Origin of the sequence: Flavobacterium amylolyticum (assembly GCF_048284335.1) — a bacterium.
Lineage (GTDB): Bacteria > Bacteroidota > Bacteroidia > Flavobacteriales > Flavobacteriaceae > Flavobacterium.
The window spans coordinates 1-21134 of sequence record NZ_JBLVPG010000001.1 but is presented as its reverse complement, the minus strand read 5'-3'; the positions used below and the strand labels follow the sequence as shown (position 1 = coordinate 21134).

Here is a 21134-nt window from a genome sequence, read left to right as displayed (position 1 = left end):
TAAATTTAATTTTATTGAGTTATAGTGTCCGTAATCTTATTTACGATAGGGGTTTCTGGTTTAATAGGTACTGTCGTTGAAGGTGTTTTTGTTTTTAATTCATTTTCTTTTTTATACAAAACTTCGGATTTGAAATCGCGGAGCGTAACGGTACAAATTAAGGGTTGATTGGTCCCAATTTTTTTGTCATCTCCATGGTATCCATACCCCATGTTTGAAGGGAAAAGAAAGTTTATTTTCTCTTTTTTACGCATCAATTTAATACCATCACGCAGGCCCATCATGATATTTTGTTTGTCAACATAATAAATTTGGGGTCTTAATTCTAATTCAGAATAGATGATAGTACCTTTTAAATCTTTTATTTCATAATCAAAAAAAGCAACATCTCCTTTTTTGGGAGTAAGAGAATCAATTTCGTTTCGTGTAACATAGGAATACCAATACCCTTTCTTAGAAGCCACGTATTTGACATTCGGATTACTTTTAATCAAATCCTGAATTTTAGTTTCCTCATTGGCTACTAACTTTTTATTGCGCGCTATGGACTTCTTCATGAAACTACCGGAGGTTTGAGAGAGAGGTCTTCTGGCTTCCTGTTGCTGTTTACAAGCTGAGACCAAAACAAGCAAAAAGAATGACACTGCTATTAGTGTGCTGTTTTTCATGGGATTAGATGCTTAATTTTGTTACTAAATCTTCAAATTTTCGTATTGTTTCTTCCATTGAAAACTCTGATTTTCCTCCGGCTGCATTGCGATGTCCACCACCATTAAAATGATCTCTTGCAAATTGATTAACATCAAAATCACCTTGAGAACGGAATGAAATCTTGATGATTTTTTCTTCTTTATTTTCTATAAATATAGCAGTAAAAACGATTCCTTTTATGCTTAGTCCATAATTTACAATACCTTCAGTATCTCCTTTTATGTAATCAAACGAATTTAATTCGTCTTGAGTAAGCGTCGTGTATGCAGTTTTGTGCTCCGTTAACACTTTCATATTTTGAAGCGCTCTTCCCAATAATTGTAAACGTCCAAAAGAGCTGTTGTCAAATAATAAGGTTGGAATCTCCGTATTTTCGACACCTAGATCAATTAATTCAGCAATAATTCGATGGGTTGTTCCTGTTGTTTTTGGAAAACGAAAAGAACCTGAATCAGTTAGAATTCCGGTATAAATACAAGTTCCTATCGTTTTATCGATGTCTTCTTTTTTACCTAGAAGTGATATGAAGTTATAAATCATTTCACAAGTCGATCCAAACGATGTATCCGAATAGGTAACAACAGCATAATCATCTGGTTTTTGATGATGGTCAATCATGACAAATGGCGTTTTAAGTTTATTTAAAACGTGTTCCATTTCACCTGTACGGTGCAAAGCATTAAAGTCTAATGTGAAAATCAGCTCCGTTTCCTCCAGAATTTTGGTGCAATTTTGTTTGTCTTTTTCGTATATCTTGACATTTTCTGATCCAGGCATCCAAGCCAGAAAATCTGGAAATTCATTTGGAGAAACCACAACTGGATGGTGGTTGTTTTTTAATAAAAAATGATATAATGCTAGGGTAGAGCCCATGGCATCTCCATCAGGACCACGGTGAGGGATTATGGCAATCTTTTTTGGAGTTGATAATAACAACTCTATCGCTTGAATGTCTTGTATTTTCATAGTTTGCGAAATTACATTTTTTTAATGTAATGTTGAAATCATTTGTACAATTAACAAACTTTTACAAAGTCACAAAAGATGGATTTTTTTTCTTTTAAATTTTTGATACACCTTGTATTTTGCTCCTTTGACAATCTGAGCATTGTAAATCCCCACAAATCCCGAAGAAAAATAAGCGACGGTACAAGCAATTCCAATATAAATTCCGCTTTCTATTCCGAAAAGTTCCATCCCCAGGACCGTACAGGCAATAGGTGTGTGGGTGGCACCCGAAAAAACAGCTACAAAGCCCATTCCTGCTAAAAGTGCAATGGGTAAAGGAACTACAAGCGATAAAACACTACCCAGAGTAGCTCCAATAAAAAATAGCGGAGTCACTTCGCCACCTTTGAATCCTGCGCCGAGCGTAAATCCTGTAAATAGTATTTTTAAGATAAAATCATACGAAGCACTAGGATTAGAAAAGGATTCAATGATTACGGGTATTCCTAATCCGATGTATTTTGTCGTTCCGATACAAAAAACCGTAAGTGCTATAATAAATCCTCCTATAAAAGGACGAAGCGGAGGGAAGGACACCTTTTTTGAAAATAAAGAACTCCAAAAGCGTGTGCTTCTTGAGAAAAGCATAGCGGCTAAACCAAATAAAATACTCACGAGAATCACCCAACAGAAAATGGTGAAACTTACAGTTGGAATAAGTGGAATGGTATAATGAGTATGTTTTACCTGCCAGAGGACAACAGTGAAATAGGCTATGTAAGCAACAAGAAAAGAAAGTAGCATGCTTTTGAAATTGATTTTACTAAAATAAACAACTTCTAAAGCAAATAACGCTCCGGCTAAAGGTGTACCAAAAATGGAGGCAAAACCAGCACTGATACCCAGAATGAGTATTGTTTTTCTATCTGAATCATTGAGTTGGAATATTTTTGTGAACTGATCGGCAATAGAACCTCCCATTTGTACGGCGGTACCTTCTCGACCCGCCGAACCTCCGAAAAGATGGGTAATTAAGGTACCTAAAAGGATCAAAGGAGCCATTTTTAAGGGAATGATTTTCTGTGGATTTTCGTATTCTTCGAGAAGTAAATTATTGCCTTTTACTACTGATTTTCCCCAATAATAATATCCATATCCGAGTAATAATCCCGCTATTGGCAGCAGCCATATAATCCAGTTGTTATGTGTTCTAATTTGTGTAACCCACTCTAAGGTTATTAAAAAAAAGGCTGAAGCTGATCCGGAAAAAACACCTGTTGCAGTGCAAATAAAAACCCATTTAAGTAAATTGATCGTAAATTTTTTAGTTTTTTCTAAACTCATTATTTGAAAAGGAAATATGTTTTTGCAAAAGTTTTATAATCCTTCCTGTACTAATGGTTTTTCATTAGCTATTGCGGTAAATTCGATTTCTACTAAATATTCAGGAGAAATTAGTTTACTGATTTCATAAAAACCTGTGGTAGGTTTTATGTCTTTGAAAAATTGAGCATGAGCCATTGCTACAGCTTCAAATGTAGAAATATCAGTAGTAAATATGCGGGTTCTAATGACATCATCCATGCTAACTTTTAAGTCTTCGAGAACTTTTTGTACGCGCTCTAATATGTTTAGGGTTTGTGCATAGGCATCATCAGCTCTTACTTTTTCACCATCAACAATGGCAACTGTTCCAGAAACTTCAATAACGTTCCCAATACGTACCGCACGGCAATATCCCATTTTGTCTTCCCATGGGGAGCCTGTCAAGATGTTTTCTCTTTTCATTTTAGTGATTTTAGATGTTGTTTTACTGTGTTTAGTTGTGTTTTATGATATGGCATACTTTTTGCAAGTTAGAAAAAAAACTGAAATAAAAAGAGCAATTAATAATTAAAAAGTTGAATTTCGGTGGAGTAAAATGCATCAATTTTGTATTGTAAAATGTACTAAAACTAAGAATTAGGAGTTATAAATGAAAGTTAAATAACTGCCTAATTTTGGAATAGATGCGATTGGTTCTTTATTTTTAAAATTTACAAGCACTGACACACTAATTTATAAAGCTATGAAAAGGATTTTATTTTTAATTATTACAATCAGCATGTCTCTAAGTGGATATGCTCAGAATGAATTTAGCTCAAAATTTAAGGCAATTCCACCAAAAAATAATGCACCAAAAATTAAGAAAACAACACCTCCAAAAGTTAATATACCTCCTGTTAAGACTCCAAACGTATTTAAAAACCCGGAAATATTCAATCCAAAGCCGAGTGCTTCTCTTCCTATTACACCAACAAATAATTTTTCAATGACTCCTAAAAATGAGTTTATGAATCCAGGTGACATTTACAAGGATAAGTGGAATAAAAAAGAAGAAAATACTAACGGTATAGTTTACAGAAAGAATCAAAATTTAGGTAATTTTCAAACGGGATCTGTTACTGCTAAGGTGATGTACCGCGATGCGGCTTACGTTGATGGAGATCAGATTAGAGTGTATTTAAATGATAAAGTAATACAGTATCAAGTGAACTTGGACAGTAATTTTAAAGGTTTTGAAATCGTTTTAGAAAAAGGGTTTAACAAGATTGATTTTGAAGCCTTAAACCAAGGAAGTTCTGGTTCTAATACCGCTGAATTTAAAGTCTATGATGATAAAGGTAGTTTGATATCTGCAAGTCAGTGGAATCTTGGAACGGGTTTCAAAGCTACCATAATCTTAGTTAAAGAATAGTTTCTACATTAAATTGATCTCTAAAAGGGATCGGCGGTGACTTGAAATTTCATGTCCGCTTTTATAGATACATCCTGAGTAATTGTTTCTTTAGTTACGGCTCTGGTTCTTAATTTGAAACTGGATGCCTTTATGTATTTATCTAATTTTTCGGGAGTACAAGTTAGACTTATTGTAGTAGAGGTTGAATTGATATTGTCTAAGAAAGCGAGTTCTATTTCATCAGTATCATTTGTAGAAATATACATGTGTATTGATTTCAAGAATGAAAATGATTTATTAGCAGGATTTGTTACCGTCAGTTTCATTTCTTTTAGTCTAACATCCTTTACTAATTCAGCTTTTGTATTGTTGTTTTGAAATACGGCACTTGAATTAGAAGGAACTTCTGGAGTAACAAATTCTAGAGCGGTATTTACAGGAAATCCAGTAGGAACGGTAACAGTAGTTTGATTGTCTATTGAAAAGGTCAATAAATCATCAATCACATTACAAGAAATAGCTAGCAGTCCAAAAATTGCAATAACTAAGTATTTTTTTGCTTTCATCTTTTTGTTTTTAGTAGATTTTAGGTCTGTAAAAGTAGTGTTTTATATTTTTAAAGGCAATTTTAGAAAAAAAGTAGTTCACATTGCTAATCGTAATTATTTTTTATATCAGAAATGAGATTGTTTAATTAATAAAAATAAAATAAATATTTTTCAGAATTCAATTTTTCAATTCAAAATATAAAAAGTATTTTTGCGCATGCAACACAACGTACTTATTTTAGATTTCGGATCGCAATACACACAGCTTATTGCGCGTAGAGTTCGCGAATTAAATATATTCTGCGAAATTTTCCCTTACAATCATTTTCCGAGTGATTTGTCCCCTTACAAAGCAGTTATCCTTGGTGGTAGCCCATTTTCTGTTCGTTCAGAGGATGCGCTTCATCCCGATTTATCTCAAATAAGAGGAAAATTACCTTTGTTAGCCGTTTGTTACGGTGCTCAATATCTGTCACATTTCAGTGGAGGTGAAGTCGCTTCATCTAATACTAGAGAATATGGAAGAGCTAATCTGTCTTTTATAAAAGAGAGCGAAGTCTTCTTTGAAGGTGTTTCAGAGAACAGTCAAGTTTGGATGAGTCATAGTGATACCATAAAAACATTGCCTGCAAATGGAGTTAAGATTGCAAGTACACATGATGTAGAATTTGCTGCTTATAGAATTGAAGGAGAAACTACTTTTGGTATTCAATACCATCCAGAGGTTTTCCATTCTTCAGATGGGTCAAAAATGTTGGAAAATTTTTTAGTAAAAATTGCTGAAGTTCCACAAAATTTCACTCCAAACGCTTTTGTGTCTGACATGGTAGCGGAACTTAAAGAAAAATTGCAAGACGATAAAGTTGTTCTTGGACTATCTGGTGGAGTAGATTCTACCGTAGCGGCAGTTTTGTTGCACCAAGCTATTGGTAAAAACCTATATTGTATTTTTGTCAATAATGGTTTGCTTCGCAAAAACGAATTCCAGAATGTGTTGGATCAATACAAGGGCATGGGTTTGAACGTAAAAGGAGTTGATGCAGGTGATCGTTTCTTATCTGAATTAGCGGGAGTAAGCGACCCAGAAACCAAACGTAAAATTATTGGGCGTGTATTTATCGAAGTTTTTGATGATGAATCGCACCTTATTGAAGACGTTAAATGGTTAGCTCAAGGAACTATTTATCCGGACGTAATTGAATCGGTTTCTGTAAAAGGACCTTCAGCCACTATTAAATCCCATCATAATGTGGGTGGTTTACCCGATTACATGAAATTGAAAATTGTAGAACCACTTCGTATGCTTTTTAAAGATGAAGTACGAAGAGTAGGTGCTTCACTAGGAATCGATGCTGAATTATTAGGAAGACACCCTTTTCCTGGACCAGGATTATCAATTAGAATTTTAGGTGATATCACACCAGAAAAAGTTAGAATTTTACAAGAAGTAGATTTTGTCTTTATCGAAGGTTTAAAATCTTGGGGATTGTATGATAAAGTTTGGCAGGCCGGAGCTATTTTACTTCCTGTAAATAGTGTGGGTGTTATGGGAGATGAACGTACTTATGAAAAAGTGATAGCGCTTCGTGCCGTAGAATCAACGGATGGTATGACTGCAGATTGGGTACATTTACCATATGATTTTTTGATGAAAGTGTCAAACGACATCATCAATAAAGTAAAAGGGGTAAATAGGGTAGTATATGATATTAGTTCAAAACCGCCTGCAACTATTGAGTGGGAATAATAGTCTAAGTTTTTTATCTTCTTTGAACATCATTGTTTAGAATGTTCGATACATAAACGGTATCAAATTTTTGGAATAAAATTTGATACCGTTACTTTATTAATGATTTGGATAATTTTATAAATAAAAAGATGAAATATTTTTTTGCGATTTGTATGACTGCTATGTGGTTTAATTACAATGTTTTTGCACAAGAGAAAACAACTACACACAAAGTAGAAAAAGGAGAGACGATCAATCAGATTGCACAAAAATATAAGGTTACTCCATTTGATATTTATCAATTAAATCCAGATGCACAAAGTGGTTTAAAGCCCAATAGTATTTTGTTGATTCCCAAAAGTTCAGGAAAACAAACTGTAAGTGCTCCTCAAAAAAAAGGGATTACCACTATAATAATGCATCAGGTAGCACCAAAAGAAACGCTATATGGTATTGAAAAAAAATACGGAGTCTCTGACGAAGCGTTAAAACAAGCCAATCCGTTTCTTGAAAAAGACGGCTTGCAAATAGGGCAGACTCTTACAATACCTTCAGCCATTATTTTAAAAAATAATACGGCCACTACGGAAAAAGTGGTTTACCATTATGTGCTTCCAAAAGAAACCAAATATTCGATTTCTAAACAATACGGTATTACAATTGGCGAATTAGAACGCAAAAATCCGGAAGTAGTGTCTAATTTACCGGAAGGATTTAAATTATTGATTAAAGGTATGGCTCCTAAATCAGATAAATCTATTGTAGTTCTTGAATCTAAAAAAGAGACTACAGCTTTAAATCCTGAGAAGGCTAATGCAGTAATTAATTATTTTGATTATACAGTAAAATCAAAAGAAACACTGTATAGTCTATCAAAAAGGATTGGTATTTCGCAAGAGGAGTTAATTGCTCTAAATCCTAATTTGTCCCAAGGCGTCATAGAAGGTATGGTTTTAAGGGTGCCTGCAACAATTACTCTTTCGCCCGAAATTAAAAAACAATACACAGAGTTGTCAAAAAGCAACACGAGTGACAGAAAAAAGCTAGTGCTCCTATTGCCATTCAATTTAGCTAAAATGGAAGGCGATACAGTCAATACGTTACCCATGCGTTTGAAAAAAGACAAATTTTTGAATATGACTTTGGATTTTTATGCTGGAGCTTTGGTGGCTATCGATTCGGCTAAACAACTAGGGTTTGACATTGATGTAAAAATTTTCGATTCGCAAGAAACTAAAAACACGTCTAATGTTGCTTCGATTATAAGAGATAATGATTTAGAAGTTTCTGACGCGATCATTGGGCCTTTTTATCAAAGTAATGTAGAGAAAACGGCGGAGTTATTGATGCCAAATCAAGTTCCCGTAATTTCTCCTTTGTCAAAAGATTTAGGGATTTCTTACGCTAATATTTTTCAATCTATTCCTGCTGCTGAAACCGTTAAAAATGCCGTTTTCGATTATATGCGTTCCAAAGGGGGAAATATTATAGCAGTAGTTGATAAGAAAAAAAGCTCCGTAATACAGTATATCAGTACCAATCATAAGGATGTACGATTTTCAACGCTTACTCCAAATGGAGGTGTTTCTGCTGAAAATTTGAAAAGTTTATTTGTAAAAGATAAAATAAACTATGTGGTGATGGAGACCGAAAATACCGGAATGATAAAATCAACAGTAGCAGCTATGTTAAGTGCCATGGTAGCTTATAAGGTGCAGTTGGTTATTTTGGAGCCAAACGAAACATTAGATACTGACGAAATCAACTTCACTAATTTGGCTAAATTAAAATTAATGTATCCTTCTGTTACTCGTGAAAACGAATCTCCAGAAGCTTTAATTTTTGAGAAAAATTTCCGAAAGAAAAATAAAATTTATCCTAGTGTTTTTGCAACCCGAGGATTTGATGTTACTTTTGATACCATGTTGCGTTTGTCTCAAGGTAAAAAATATCAGGAAACAATTGATGCTACCGCAACAGAGCAAATAGATAATAAATTCGAATTTTATAAAAAAGAAGGTGCAGGTTATGTGAATAAAGGTATTTATATTTTGTATTATGATACTGATTTAACCATTAAAGAAGCGAATTAATGACATCAATAGTGACTTATTTAGGAGATTTAAGAACATCTTCTATTCATTTGCAATCAGGTACCGAAATTCTGTCGGACGCGCCATTGGATAACAATGGTAAAGGGGAGGCTTTTTCTCCAACGGATACTGTTGCCAATGCTTTGGCAAGTTGTATGATGACTGTAATGGGAATAAAAGCTCGAGATTTAGATGTTGATTTGAAAGGTTCTACGGCTGAGGTCGTTAAAATTATGAACGCGGAACCAAGGCGTATCGGTGCTATTGAAATTATCTTTGAGATGTATGGGACAACCGATATAAAAAATAAAACAATATTGGAAAGAACCGCAATGACTTGTCCTGTTTTTTTAAGTTTGCATCCTGAAATCGATAAGCGTATTAGTTTTAACTGGAAATAAATAGAGTTGAGTAGCAAGAGGAAAGAAGCAGGAAGGAGTACTTCTTGTTTCTTTTCTCTTTGTTGTTTTCTTCAAAATAAATGGATCAAAATCAAAAGCAACTCATTAAGCTATATCATACCAAAATGCCTTTTGGTAAATATGAAGGGTGGTTTCTTATTGATATCCCTGAGTACTACATTGTTTGGTATAGCAATAAAGGTTTTCCTAAAGGAGAATTAGGGGAACAATTGAAGTTAATTTATGAATTAAAATTGAATGGCCTGGAAGAGTTAATTCGAAATATAAAAAAACGGTATCCAAAACCGATTTAATTTTCAATTTGACAATTTATAATTGTACTTTTGCCACGTTTTTTTACACAACTACAATACAAACAACAACAGCATGAATCAAACGAAATATATTTTTGTTACAGGCGGTGTGACTTCTTCTTTAGGGAAGGGAATCATTGCAGCATCTTTGGCAAAATTGTTACAAGCAAGAGGATACCGTACCACCATCCAAAAGTTTGACCCATACATAAATGTAGATCCAGGGACATTAAATCCTTATGAACATGGAGAATGTTATGTGACCGATGATGGTGCCGAAACGGATTTGGATTTAGGTCATTACGAACGTTTTTTGAATGTTCCTACATCTCAAGCAAATAATGTTACCACTGGAAGAATTTATCTTTCGGTTATAGAAAAAGAAAGAAGAGGAGAATTTCTAGGTAAAACGGTACAAGTTGTGCCTCATATTACCAATGAAATTAAAGAAAGAATGCAATTGCTGGGAAATTCTGGCGATTATGATATTGTAATTACTGAAATTGGGGGTACTGTAGGAGATATTGAATCTTTACCTTATATAGAATCTGTTCGTCAGTTAGTTTGGGAATTAGGAGAGCACAATGGTATTGTGATACATCTTACTTTAGTGCCTTATTTAGCTGCTGCTGGCGAGTTGAAAACAAAACCGACACAGCACTCTGTAAAAACATTGATGGAAAGCGGGATAAAAGCAGATATTTTAGTGTGCAGAACAGAACACGAAATTTCTGAAGAATTACGCAATAAACTAGCTTTGTTTTGTAATGTAAAAAGAGAAGCTGTTATTCAATCAATCGATGCTTCTACTATTTATGAAGTGCCTAATTTAATGCTGGAAGAAGGACTTGATGTTGTGGCGTTAAAAAAACTAGACTTACCTAAAAAAGCCGCTCCCGATTTAAAAAACTGGAATACTTTTTTACGTCGATTAAAAAATCCGAAGCATACCGTGAATATCGGTTTGATAGGAAAATATGTAGAGATGCAAGATTGCTACAAATCTATTTTGGAGGCGTTTATTCATTCAGGTGCTGCCAACGAAACAAAAGTGAATGTTATTTCGATACATTCAGAACATATTGATGCAAGCAACATACACGAGAAATTAGCGGGTTTAGATGGTATTCTTGTAGCACCAGGTTTTGGAGAAAGAGGAATAGAAGGGAAAATTGCAGCAGTGCAATATGCTCGTGAAAATAAAGTACCGTTTTTTGGTATTTGTTTGGGCATGCAAATGGCAATTATAGAATATTCAAGAAATGTGCTGGGTTTTGCTGATGCTAATTCTACCGAAATGAATGAACATACAGCTCATCCGGTAGTGAATCTCATGGAAGAGCAAAAAACAGTTACGGATAAAGGGGGAACAATGCGTCTTGGTGCATGGAAATGTGACATCAAAAAAGATTCGTTAGCCTATAAAATTTACGGAAAAGAAACTATTTCGGAACGTCACCGTCATCGTTATGAATACAATAGCAATTTCGTTGCGCAATTACAGAATGCAGGATTGCTTGCCTCAGGAGTAAATCCTGATACCGGATTGGTTGAGATTGTAGAAATAGAAGATCATCCGTTTTTTATTGGTGTACAGTACCATCCGGAATACAAAAGTACGGTAGCGAATCCGCACCCAATTTTTGTAAATTTTGTGGCAGCAGCAGTTCAGGCAAAGAAAAAATAATAGGAGATGATTCGGTGCTAATAAACGGAACACTTTAAACTTTAAACTTTTTTTAATTATAATGGAACAAAAAAAATTTGACCTCAATTCGATTATAGGTTTTGCATTAATTTTTGGTATTCTGATTTTTATCATGTACCAAAATCAACCAGACCCGAAAGTGGTTGCTGCTGAAAAAGCACAAAAAGAGTTGGTAATTAATCAAGCCAAAGCGAAAGAAGTAGAAGCTATAACTGTAGCCAAAGCTACCGTTGCTGTTGCTGCTACTGGAGATTCTACACAATTGGCCCGGTTACAGAAAACTTTAGGGAGTTTTGCGTATTCAGCAACACTGCCATCTGCCAAAGCAGGATTTACTACTATTGAAAATGAAGTAGTTAAATTAAAAATCGCCAATAAAGGAGGCTATATTGTTGAGGCCACTTTGAAGCAATTCGAGAAATTCAAGAAAGGTTCTGGACAATTAGTTGAATTGATAAAAGACAATAACGCCAATTTGAATGTACAATTACTGACCAGTGATAATCGTACTTTAAATTCTAAAGACTTGTATTTTGAGCCTACTTTGACTAAAGTTGGAGCAGATCAAGTATTGTCAATGAAATTGAAAGCAGGAGCTAATGCGTTTTTAGAATATAAATATATTTTGAAACCGAAGGAATATATGATTGATTTCGATATTCGTTCTCAAGGATTGAATAATGTCTTGAATACCGCTAAACCATTGGATTTAGAATGGAATTTGAAAACGTACAGAAATGAAAAAAGTGTTTCATACGAAAATCGTTATACCGAAATCTATTTTGAGCACAAAGAAGGAAAGATTGATTACGCTGGATTAGGACAATCAGAAGAATCTGATTTAGAAAAAGCGACTTTTGTGGCTTTCAAACAACATTTTTTCTCTACGATTCTTTTATCAAAAACACCTTTAGAAACGGCTAAAGTTAAATCTGATAATTTAGTTAAAGATGATAAAATTGATACTACTTTTACCAAACAATTTAAAGCTAATATTCCTCTAGCTTTTACAAATGGAGAATTAGATCATAAGATGAGTTGGTATTTTGGACCAACGGATTATAAGACTTTGAAACATTATGATAAAAATCTTGAGAAGATTATTTCATTGGGTTGGGGTATTTTTGGATGGATTAATAAATTCATTTTCATTCCATTATTTGGATTTTTAAGCTCTTATATAGCTTATGGAATTGCGATTATTGTATTTACGATTATCATAAAAATTGCAATGTCACCTATTACGTTCAAATCATTCTTGTCACAAGCCAAGATGAAAGTATTGCGACCTGAAATTACAGAATTGGGAGAAAAATTTAAAAAAGACCCAATGAAGAAACAACAGGAAACTATGAAATTATATAATAAAGCGGGGGTAAATCCTATGGCAGGTTGTATTCCAGCATTGATTCAGCTTCCTTTTATGTATGCTTCGTTTCAGTTTTTTCCATCGGCTTTTGAGCTGAGACAAAAAAGTTTCCTTTGGGCTGATGATTTGTCTTCTTTTGATGAAGTAATCCGTTTGCCTTTTTACATCCCTTTTTATGGGAATCACATCAGTTTGTTTCCTGTACTTGCGTCTATAGCTATTTTCTTCTATATGAAAATGACTTCTGGTGACCAGCAAATGGCGGCACCACAGCAAGAAGGAATGCCGGATATGGCAAAAATGATGAAAATCATGATTTATGTATCGCCAATAATGATGTTGTTTTTCTTTAATAGTTATGGTGCGGGATTGAGTTTGTATAACTTTATATCAAATTTAATTACAATAGGAATTATGATTGTCATCAAAAGATACTTTATTGATAGCGATAAGATTCATGCTCAAATTCAAGTAAACAAATTGAAAGAGCCAAAGAAACAAGGTAAATTCCAGAAAAAACTTCAAGAAGTGATGGAACAAGCAGAAGCTCAAAAAGCACAGCAAAAGAAAAAATAATTTAAATAAAAAAATCTCGAGATAATCGAGATTTTTTTATTTAAAAATACTTTAAGTGACCTGATTTCGTTAGTATATTAAGGGACTTAAGAAACGATTATTTGTGTTATTATGTTCTAGTAACTAATGATAACATAGCAATTACTTTTGATCAATATAAATCAATAAACACTGCTCATGAAAATATTTTATAAAAAAGGAATAGTAGTGCTAATTTTTTTGAATGTGCTTAGTCTTTTTGCACAAACTGATTTCAATAAATTAGATTCCAAAGGAAAAAAACACGGCGTGTGGAAAGGATTTTATGAAGAATCCAAAAGACCTCGATATGAGGGTACTTTCGATCACGGCAAAGAAATTGGTGTTTTTAATTTCTTTGATGATACCAAAGCTAAATCCGTAATTGGCACAAGAGAATTTAATTCGAAAGATAATTCGGCCTATACCATTTTTTATGACCAAAATAAGAATAAAGTCAGTGAAGGTAAAGTGGTCTTTAAATTATTTGAAGGGCAATGGAAATATTATCACGAAGCATCCAAGAATATAATGACAACGGAGTACTACATTAAAGGAAAACTAGAAGGTTTGCGCACCGTTTTTTATCTCAATGGTAAAGTTGCCGAGGAAATCAGTTATAAAAATAATTTAAAAAATGGTTTTTATAAAAAATATACTGAAAAAGGGATCGTGCTAGAAGAGTCTGTTTTTAAGAATGATCTTTACAATGGTGTCGCAATTTTTAGAGATTCAAAAGGGAATACAGTCTCTAAAGGACAATTTGTAAATGGTAAGAAAGCGGGAATGTGGCAGTTTTTTGAAAAAGGAAAAGTTGTCAAAGAAATGAATATGAACATTCCGGAAAATGCCACTAAATCAAAAAACAATTAATGGTAACGTTAACAAATACTATTGTAAATCTTTTGTAACTTTGCAACCTTATAAAATATTAATTTTTTAAAGATGAAGCGTGTTGTTGTTGGACTTTCAGGAGGTGTTGATTCAAGTGTTGCTGCTTATTTGTTGCAACAACAAGGCTATGAAGTCATAGGTCTTTTCATGAAGAATTGGCATGATGATTCGGTTACTATTTCTAATGAATGTCCATGGTTAGAAGATAGTAATGATGCTTTATTGGTGGCCGAGAAATTAGGGATTCCTTTTCAAACGGTAGATTTAAGTGTAGAGTACCAAGAGAAAATCGTAGACTATATGTTTAACGAATATGAAAAAGGGCGTACTCCAAACCCCGATGTACTTTGTAACCGCGAAATAAAATTTGATGTTTTTATGAAAATTGCTTTGAGTCTTGGTGCTGATTTTGTAGCAACGGGGCATTATTGTCAAAAAAGCGAAATCGAAGTCAATGGAGAAACCATATTTCAACTGAAAGCTGGTGCCGATACCAATAAAGATCAATCTTATTTTCTTTGTCAATTGTCCCAAGAACAATTGTCAAAATCGTTATTTCCTATTGGGGAGTTAACAAAACCGGAAGTACGTGAAATTGCAGCTCAAATGGATTTAGTTACCGCGGATAAGAAAGATTCTCAAGGCTTGTGTTTTATTGGAAAAGTACGTTTACCGGAATTTTTGCAGCAAAAATTGCAACCCAAAGAAGGAATTATTGTTCAAATAGATAAAAACGATTCTATTTATACTACTGAAAACAAAGTAGGACTTGGTATAGAGCAAGATTTAAAATCAGCATCCAGAAAAATTCCATACACGCCGCAAATGGGTAAAGTAGTAGGAAAGCATCAAGGGGCTCATTATTTTACTATTGGACAGCGAAAAGGATTGAATGTTGGAGGTACAACGGATCCCTTGTTTATTATAGCCACAAATGTAGAAACGAATACGATTTATACGGGTTTGTCGAGTCAGCATCCAGGATTATTCAAAAAAGCATTGCGCATTGAAAAAGAAGAAGTGCATTGGATTCGTAAAGATTTGGCTTTGATTGATGGAGAAACTTTAGACGTTATGGTAAGAATACGCTACAGACAACCTTTGCAAAGCGCAACTTTGTATCAATTTGAAAACGAAATGTACGTAGCCTTTGATGAACCACAATCTGCAATAACCGAAGGACAATTTGCTGCGTGGTATTTGGCGGATGAATTAGTAGGTTCAGGAGTGATTTCTTAATTTAGTAATTTGTTTGCTAAGGTTAAAAGGAATTTACTGTAGCCAAATTAAAAATAGTTTTTTAAAAAACAGCTGTAATTGTGATTCATTCCCATTTAGTTAGAATCGGTATGGCCTAAAATATACAAGGTACTTATGAGAAAATTCTATTTATTTATTCTCCTATTAATTGCGAGTACCGGTTTTTCACAAGAGGATGCTTGGGTGTATTTTAATGCAAAGCCTAATTCTAAATTCTTTTCTGATTCACCATTGGAAATGCTTTCTCAAAGAGCATTGGACCGAAGAACAAATCAAAAAATAGATTTGGATTTTAAAGATATTCCAGTAGAGGCATCTTATATAAGTCAAATTAAAGCTGCAATTGGAATTACTATTATGGCAAAATCCAAATGGTTGAATGCAATTCACGTTAGAGGATCTCAGGCAAATATACAGTCATTAGTATTACTTTCTTTTGTCAATAAAGTTGATTTTGCTGACAAATCATTAAATCAAACTGGAAAAATAGCAAAATCCCATAAGGTAAAAACAGGGAATAAGACTAAGAAAACGAAAATTGATTATGCCTACGGTTCCTCTTCCAATCAAATCCAGATGCTCAATGGGAAAGTGTTACACCAACAAAATTATACAGGTTCCGGAAAAATAATAGCCGTGATGGATGCGGGTTTTCCTGGTGTGAATACAATATTACCTTTTCAAAGATTAAGAGATAACAGTCAGATTCTAGGAGGTTATAATTTTGTATTACGAAATCCAAATTTTTATACAGGATCTTCTCACGGTACATCCGTACTTTCCTCAATGGGCGGATACAAGGAAAATTCATTAGTGGGAACTGCTCCTGATGCTTCCTATTATTTATTCATAACCGAAGATGATACCGCTGAAAACCCTGTTGAAGAATCACTTTGGGTTGAAGCGGCTGAAAAATCAGATAGTTTGGGTGTAGATATTATTAATACTTCTTTGGGGTATTTTGATTTTGACAAAGTAGCATACAATCATACTTATAGTGAGATGAACGGTACAACAGCATTTATGTCCCGTGGGGCTGAAATTGCATTTAGCAGAGGAATGATATTGGTTACTTCTGCGGGTAATTCAGGTGGTACATCAGATGCACACATTGCAGTTCCCGCAGATGCGGTTTCAATAATCGCAGTTGGTGCAGTAAATTCTTCTGAAGTGATAACTTCGTTTAGTTCAATAGGACCTTCTTTTGACGGAAGAATAAAACCGGATGTGATGGCTCAAGGACAAGCGGCAATAGTTTCCGATGCAGCAGGAAATATTGTTACTGCAAATGGAACTTCTTTTTCAAGCCCAATTATGGCAGGTATGGTAGCTTGTTTGTGGCAAGCTTTTCCACAAAAAACAAATCAACAAATCAAAGAATTAATACTAAAATCATCTGATAAATTTTCAGTTCCCAATAATCAATATGGGTATGGAATTCCGGATTTTGGATTGGCAGTAAGCACTGAATTGTCTATGGATTCTTTTTCAAAGGATGATTTTATAATCTACCCCAATCCATCCAGCGATTTTGTTACCGTTTTGTTGCCTGATAAATTTGAAATAGGGACTTTTTATATATATACTATTTCAGGGCAGAAAATTTTAGAGCAAAAAATTACTCTGCAATCCTCCATTATTTCATTGAAATGGCTCGATAAAGGAATGTATCTTTATAAAATGGAATCCAATGCTTTTTCGAAAGCAGGTAAAATAATAAAAAAATAATGATAGTATCAATACCACATGAATAAAATTACAAACCTTTTCAAAATTAAATACCCAATTATTCAAGGTGGAATGATTTGGAACAGCGGATATAAATTAGCGAGTGCAGTAAGTAATGCTGGTGGTTTAGGATTAATTGGTGCAGGTTCTATGTATCCTGAAGTTTTGCGAGAACACATTCAGAAATGTAAAAAAGCTACTTCAAAACCTTTTGGGGTAAATGTTCCCATGTTGTATCCCAACATCGATGAAATTATGAAAATTATTGTTGCCGAAGGTGTGAAAATCGTTTTCACATCTGCGGGTAATCCAAAAACATGGACTTCCTATCTAAAAGAGAATGGCATAACTGTTGTTCATGTAGTCAGTAGTTCTTTATTTGCTTTAAAGGCGCAAGACGCTGGTGTTGATGTAATTGTTGCTGAAGGCTTCGAAGCAGGAGGACATAACGGTAGAGAAGAGACCACAACGCTAACACTTATTCCTATGGTAAAAGAAAAAATTACCATTCCATTGATTGCTGCTGGCGGTATTGCCACTGGTCGCAGTATGTTAGCAGTAATGGTTCTTGGTGCAGATGGTGTTCAAGTGGGAAGTAGATTTGCCGCATCCCTGGAATCATCAGCTCATGATAATTTCAAAAATACAATTATAAATGTTAAGGAAGGAGATACGCAATTGACCCTAAAAGAACTCGCTCCAGTTCGATTGATTAAGAATAAGTTTTATCAGGATATCCAGGATTTATATGAAAAATGTCCAACTAAAGAAGAAATCGCTATGTTATTAGGACGAGCTAGAGCAAAACGAGGGATGTTTGAAGGGGATTTAATAGAAGGAGAATTAGAAATTGGTCAAATAGCAGGCATCATACAAGTGATAAAACCCGCGGGTGAAATTATTGAGGAAATGATTCTTGATTTTGAAATTGCAAAAAAAGAGATAACAAATTATCATTTTTAAAAATGAAAAAAACAAATAGATTTATACTGCTACTTTTTTTAATCTTAGGATTACAATATTCTTACAGTCAAAATTATAAATTTAAAACGTCTGGTTTTAGTGTTTTAGAAAAAAATGAAAAAGGAAAATGGGGTAAGTGGTCTGATTTGAATCTGGTTAATATGTTAGTGACATTGGATACTAACAAAAACCGAATTGTTGTTTATTCTCAAATTATTCAATTATTTGAAATAATCGATTATCAGCCCACCGAGGAAAATGATACTGATATTGTATATTCATTTACGTGCAAAGATAATGAAGGAGTCGATTGTACGGTTTCAATAATTACCAGAAAAAAACAAGAAAATAGAAAACAGTTGTATATCAATTATGACAATCGGATTATTGTGTATAATATTTTCAATATGTAATAATGTAAACTTATCGTTGTTGAATTTTCGTATTTATAGTTTTTCAATATCCTTAATGAAATCATCATATTCTAAATAAAACAATTCTAGAGCATTCATTTTTTCGTTGTAAAAATTAAAAATTTCATCCCAGTATTTTCTGTTACTGACTCCAACTCCTATTTTTTCAACCCAAATCCTACTAATTGTTTTGCCACTTTCCAGTGTGTATTCTTTTTCGAAAATTAAGTCTTTGATAAATTCCTCTTCCAGAATGTTTTTTAGTGCTTCCAATTTTTCAAAATAAGCAATTCTTTTTTCATCACTACGATGTTCGATATCTATTAATACCTGTGCTTTTTTATTGTCTACATAAAATTTAAAAGAGAAATCTTTTATCTTAGTATCGTACAACAGCCATTTGCGAGGATATTTTTCTGCAAATTCAATCCAGAATTCGCGTTTCAATCTTTGGGTTTCTTCTTTGCTGTACATTAGGAATGACTTTTGGTACTAGAAAATTTGTGCAACTCTATTTTCTAGACTATATTTATATTAAATTTCAATGTGCAAAAATAGACTTTGATTATGGATTTTCAAGAATTTTTACAATTTGTTCCCAAATTAGTTGATGCAAAGCTACCTGCCTTTGATGCACATATAAAAATGGCACCATTGGAACGATTGGAAAGCTTGCAAAAAAAAGATTTCGGAGCTGATAATCCTAGAATAGCTGCAGTAATGATGCTTTTTTACCCTAAAAATGAAACTACCCATTTAGTTTTGATCGTTAGGAATTCATATTCAGGAGTGCATTCAGCACAAATTGCCTTTCCAGGCGGAAAATATGAACTCGAGGATCAGGATTTCGCCTTTACTGCGCTGCGAGAAACGCATGAGGAAGTTGGAATTCATCCCTATAAAATTGAAGTTTTAAGACCGTTTACTGAATTATACATTCCTCCAAGTAATTTCATGGTACATCCTTTTTTAGGAATCAGTAAAGAAGAACTTGTGTTTGTTTTAGACCCATCAGAAGTGTCCAATATTATCGAATTGCCTTTGTCTGTTTTCTTAAGTGATTCTATTGTGGTCGCTGCTAATATGACAACTTCTTATGCGACTAATATTAATATTCCTGCTTTTAAAATTGAAGAGCATATCGTTTGGGGGGCAACAGCAATGATGTTAAGTGAATTAAAAGAAGTTTTGAAAGAAGTGCTGGGTCCTTCTATTTAAAGTTAAATTGAGGTTGTGAAATTGTAAATAATATCAAGTTTTATTTCGTAAATTTGCTAATTAAATATTAAAAACACATAGTTTTATGGGATTGTTTAAAAGAAATCCTTTTGGTCATATATTATTTATAAAGAAATGGGTAATTCGGATTTTCGGTGCCATGACACATAGGCGGTATAGAGGTTTTAATGAATTACAAATTGAAGGTTCAGAAATAATAAGAAACTTACCAGATACCAATGTGCTCTTTATTTCCAATCATCAGACTTATTTTGCAGATGTTGTAGCCATGTTTCATGTTTTTAATGCGAGTCTAAGCGGTCGGGATGATAGTATTAAAAATGTATGTTATCTTTGGCAACCCAAAATGAATATTTATTATGTCGCTGCCAAAGAAACCATGCGGGCGGGATTGTTACCAAGAATTATGGCTTACGCGGGTGCAATTACAGTCGAGAGAACATGGAGAGCAAAAGGCGTAGATGTTCTTGAGAAAAAAGACATCAACCCTGATGATACTGAGAATATTAAAATTGCTCTAAAAGATGGCTGGGTTATTACATTCCCGCAAGGTACTACCAAATCTTTTAGGCCTGTCCGCAAAGGAACAGCCCATATTATTAAACAACACCGACCCATTGTAGTTCCTATTGTGATAGATGGTTTTCGTCGATCTTTCGATAAAAAAGGTTTACGCATGAAAAAGAAAGGGATTTTGCAGTCCTTTATCATTAAGGAGCCTTTGGATATTGATTATGATATGGACAGTATTGAAGAAATCGTTGAAAAAGTGGAGTACGCGATAGAACAACATTGTTCGTTTCTAAAAGTAATACCAGCAGAAATTATAAAAGAACAAGAGGAATTGAATAAAACCCGCAGATGGGAATATTAGACAATAACGATAAGACAGCTTAATTATTCAACATTTTCCTTTTTAGTATTTCTCCTTATATATAAAGCGGCAATTACCAGATGGGTGGTTGCTGCTTTTTTTATAATTGGTTGTACTATGTCTGGGCAGAACACGATTTTGTTTAGCTGTGGTTTTGCGCTGCTATCCCGGCGGGAGTTTGAATGTTTGAGCTTTCTTATATGTATAGAAGGAATTCAAAAAGGTATGCCTACTATATATAGTATAGAATAAGAAAGTGATGTTAATGAGTTATAACCAAAAAGCATTTACGATATTCCAATTTAATGCCTTTCTATTGATACTATAGGAAGATTATAGGGATTGTATTGATATAGAATGGCAATAGATATTGAATAATATTTGAATTTCTACAGCTATATTAAATAGATAAGGATGTTTAAATAAGTTGGATTAGTTGATTTGGTTAAGAAATAGGGTTTGATTGTAGTTTAGGTAAAAAAAGATTTGGTTTCAAAAAACTTGATATCAGCTAGTTAAAGATTAGGTTAAGAAAAGGTCAAAAAAAAGCGATTAAAAAGCTTGTAAAAGCGAATAAAGGGTGTATTTTTGCACCCGCAATGACGCATACGTTCTTTTAAACACTGGCA

General features: G+C 33.8%; 20 protein-coding genes. 14 read left to right on the top strand and 6 right to left on the bottom strand.

Features of this window, described 5'->3' with window-relative positions; translation table 11 throughout:
• Positions 1-11: 11 nt before the first annotated feature.
• The 4 genes from gldI to ACNQF9_RS00085 form a co-directional block, all read right to left on the bottom strand.
• A complete protein-coding gene (gldI, locus tag ACNQF9_RS00100; protein WP_417958190.1) occupies positions 12-668 on the bottom strand; it encodes a gliding motility-associated peptidyl-prolyl isomerase GldI in 657 nt (218 codons plus the stop codon).
• A 4-nt stretch (positions 669-672) separates the two neighbouring features.
• Positions 673-1677, bottom strand: a complete 1005-nt coding sequence (locus tag ACNQF9_RS00095) for a DHH family phosphoesterase (RefSeq protein WP_417958189.1) — start codon at positions 1675-1677, stop codon at positions 673-675.
• Between the two features lie 69 nt (positions 1678-1746).
• Positions 1747-3003 carry a chloride channel protein gene (locus ACNQF9_RS00090; protein WP_417989379.1) on the bottom strand — a complete coding sequence of 419 codons (1257 nt, stop codon included), beginning with the start codon at positions 3001-3003 and terminating at the stop codon, positions 1747-1749.
• 33 nt (positions 3004-3036) lie between these two features.
• Positions 3037-3447 carry a RidA family protein gene (locus ACNQF9_RS00085; RefSeq protein WP_417989378.1) on the bottom strand — a complete coding sequence of 137 codons (411 nt, stop codon included), beginning with the start codon at positions 3445-3447 and terminating at the stop codon, positions 3037-3039.
• A 280-nt stretch (positions 3448-3727) separates the two neighbouring features.
• On the opposite strand from ACNQF9_RS00085, the gene ACNQF9_RS00080 reads away from it, so the two are divergent.
• Entirely contained in the window at positions 3728-4396 is a 669-nt protein-coding gene (locus ACNQF9_RS00080; RefSeq protein WP_417989377.1) for a hypothetical protein, read from the top strand.
• Between the two features lie 20 nt (positions 4397-4416).
• Here ACNQF9_RS00080 and ACNQF9_RS00075 read toward each other — a convergent pair whose 3' ends face one another.
• Complete coding sequence (locus tag ACNQF9_RS00075) at positions 4417-4944, bottom strand: hypothetical protein (protein ID WP_417958184.1); 528 nt, start codon at positions 4942-4944, stop codon at positions 4417-4419.
• A gap of 199 nt (positions 4945-5143) precedes the next feature.
• On the opposite strand from ACNQF9_RS00075, the gene guaA reads away from it, so the two are divergent.
• From guaA to ACNQF9_RS00020, 11 genes are all read left to right on the top strand, one after another.
• Positions 5144-6673 carry a glutamine-hydrolyzing GMP synthase gene (gene guaA, locus ACNQF9_RS00070; protein ID WP_417958183.1) on the top strand — a complete coding sequence of 510 codons (1530 nt, stop codon included), beginning with the start codon at positions 5144-5146 and terminating at the stop codon, positions 6671-6673.
• A 131-nt stretch (positions 6674-6804) separates the two neighbouring features.
• A complete protein-coding gene (locus tag ACNQF9_RS00065) occupies positions 6805-8748 on the top strand; it encodes a LysM peptidoglycan-binding domain-containing protein (RefSeq protein ID WP_417989376.1) in 1944 nt (647 codons plus the stop codon).
• Entirely contained in the window at positions 8748-9149 is a 402-nt protein-coding gene (locus ACNQF9_RS00060; RefSeq protein ID WP_417958181.1) for an OsmC family protein, read from the top strand. The genes ACNQF9_RS00065 and ACNQF9_RS00060 overlap by 1 nt, the downstream gene beginning before the upstream one ends.
• A gap of 80 nt (positions 9150-9229) precedes the next feature.
• A complete protein-coding gene (locus tag ACNQF9_RS00055) occupies positions 9230-9463 on the top strand; it encodes a DUF3820 family protein (RefSeq protein WP_417989375.1) in 234 nt (77 codons plus the stop codon).
• A 73-nt stretch (positions 9464-9536) separates the two neighbouring features.
• Positions 9537-11150 carry a CTP synthase gene (locus ACNQF9_RS00050; protein WP_417958179.1) on the top strand — a complete coding sequence of 538 codons (1614 nt, stop codon included), beginning with the start codon at positions 9537-9539 and terminating at the stop codon, positions 11148-11150.
• Between the two features lie 61 nt (positions 11151-11211).
• Entirely contained in the window at positions 11212-13116 is a 1905-nt protein-coding gene (yidC, locus tag ACNQF9_RS00045; RefSeq protein WP_417958178.1) for a membrane protein insertase YidC, read from the top strand.
• Between the two features lie 177 nt (positions 13117-13293).
• A complete protein-coding gene (locus ACNQF9_RS00040) occupies positions 13294-14007 on the top strand; it encodes a toxin-antitoxin system YwqK family antitoxin (protein WP_417989374.1) in 714 nt (237 codons plus the stop codon).
• 72 nt (positions 14008-14079) lie between these two features.
• The gene (mnmA, locus tag ACNQF9_RS00035) at positions 14080-15267 is read left to right on the top strand and encodes a tRNA 2-thiouridine(34) synthase MnmA (RefSeq protein ID WP_417958176.1); all 1188 of its coding nucleotides are present in this window, start codon (positions 14080-14082) and stop codon (positions 15265-15267) included.
• A gap of 135 nt (positions 15268-15402) precedes the next feature.
• Positions 15403-17016 carry a S8 family serine peptidase gene (locus ACNQF9_RS00030; RefSeq protein ID WP_417989373.1) on the top strand — a complete coding sequence of 538 codons (1614 nt, stop codon included), beginning with the start codon at positions 15403-15405 and terminating at the stop codon, positions 17014-17016.
• 18 nt (positions 17017-17034) lie between these two features.
• Entirely contained in the window at positions 17035-17979 is a 945-nt protein-coding gene (locus tag ACNQF9_RS00025) for an NAD(P)H-dependent flavin oxidoreductase (RefSeq protein WP_417958174.1), read from the top strand.
• Positions 17980-17981: 2 nt separating this feature from the next.
• Positions 17982-18392: a hypothetical protein gene (locus ACNQF9_RS00020; protein ID WP_417958173.1), complete on the top strand. Its 411-nt coding sequence runs from the start codon at positions 17982-17984 to the stop codon at positions 18390-18392.
• A gap of 33 nt (positions 18393-18425) precedes the next feature.
• Here the strand turns inward: ACNQF9_RS00020 and ACNQF9_RS00015 are convergent, their stop codons facing one another.
• Positions 18426-18866: a DUF4268 domain-containing protein gene (locus ACNQF9_RS00015; RefSeq protein ID WP_417958172.1), complete on the bottom strand. Its 441-nt coding sequence runs from the start codon at positions 18864-18866 to the stop codon at positions 18426-18428.
• 93 nt (positions 18867-18959) lie between these two features.
• On the opposite strand from ACNQF9_RS00015, the gene ACNQF9_RS00010 reads away from it, so the two are divergent.
• Together ACNQF9_RS00010 and ACNQF9_RS00005 are read left to right on the top strand one after the other, a co-directional pair.
• A complete protein-coding gene (locus tag ACNQF9_RS00010; RefSeq protein ID WP_417958171.1) occupies positions 18960-19610 on the top strand; it encodes an NUDIX hydrolase in 651 nt (216 codons plus the stop codon).
• An 85-nt stretch (positions 19611-19695) separates the two neighbouring features.
• On the top strand, positions 19696-20505 hold the full coding sequence (locus ACNQF9_RS00005) for a lysophospholipid acyltransferase family protein (protein WP_417958170.1): 810 nt from the start codon (positions 19696-19698) through the stop codon (positions 20503-20505).
• Positions 20506-21134 lie beyond the last annotated feature (629 nt).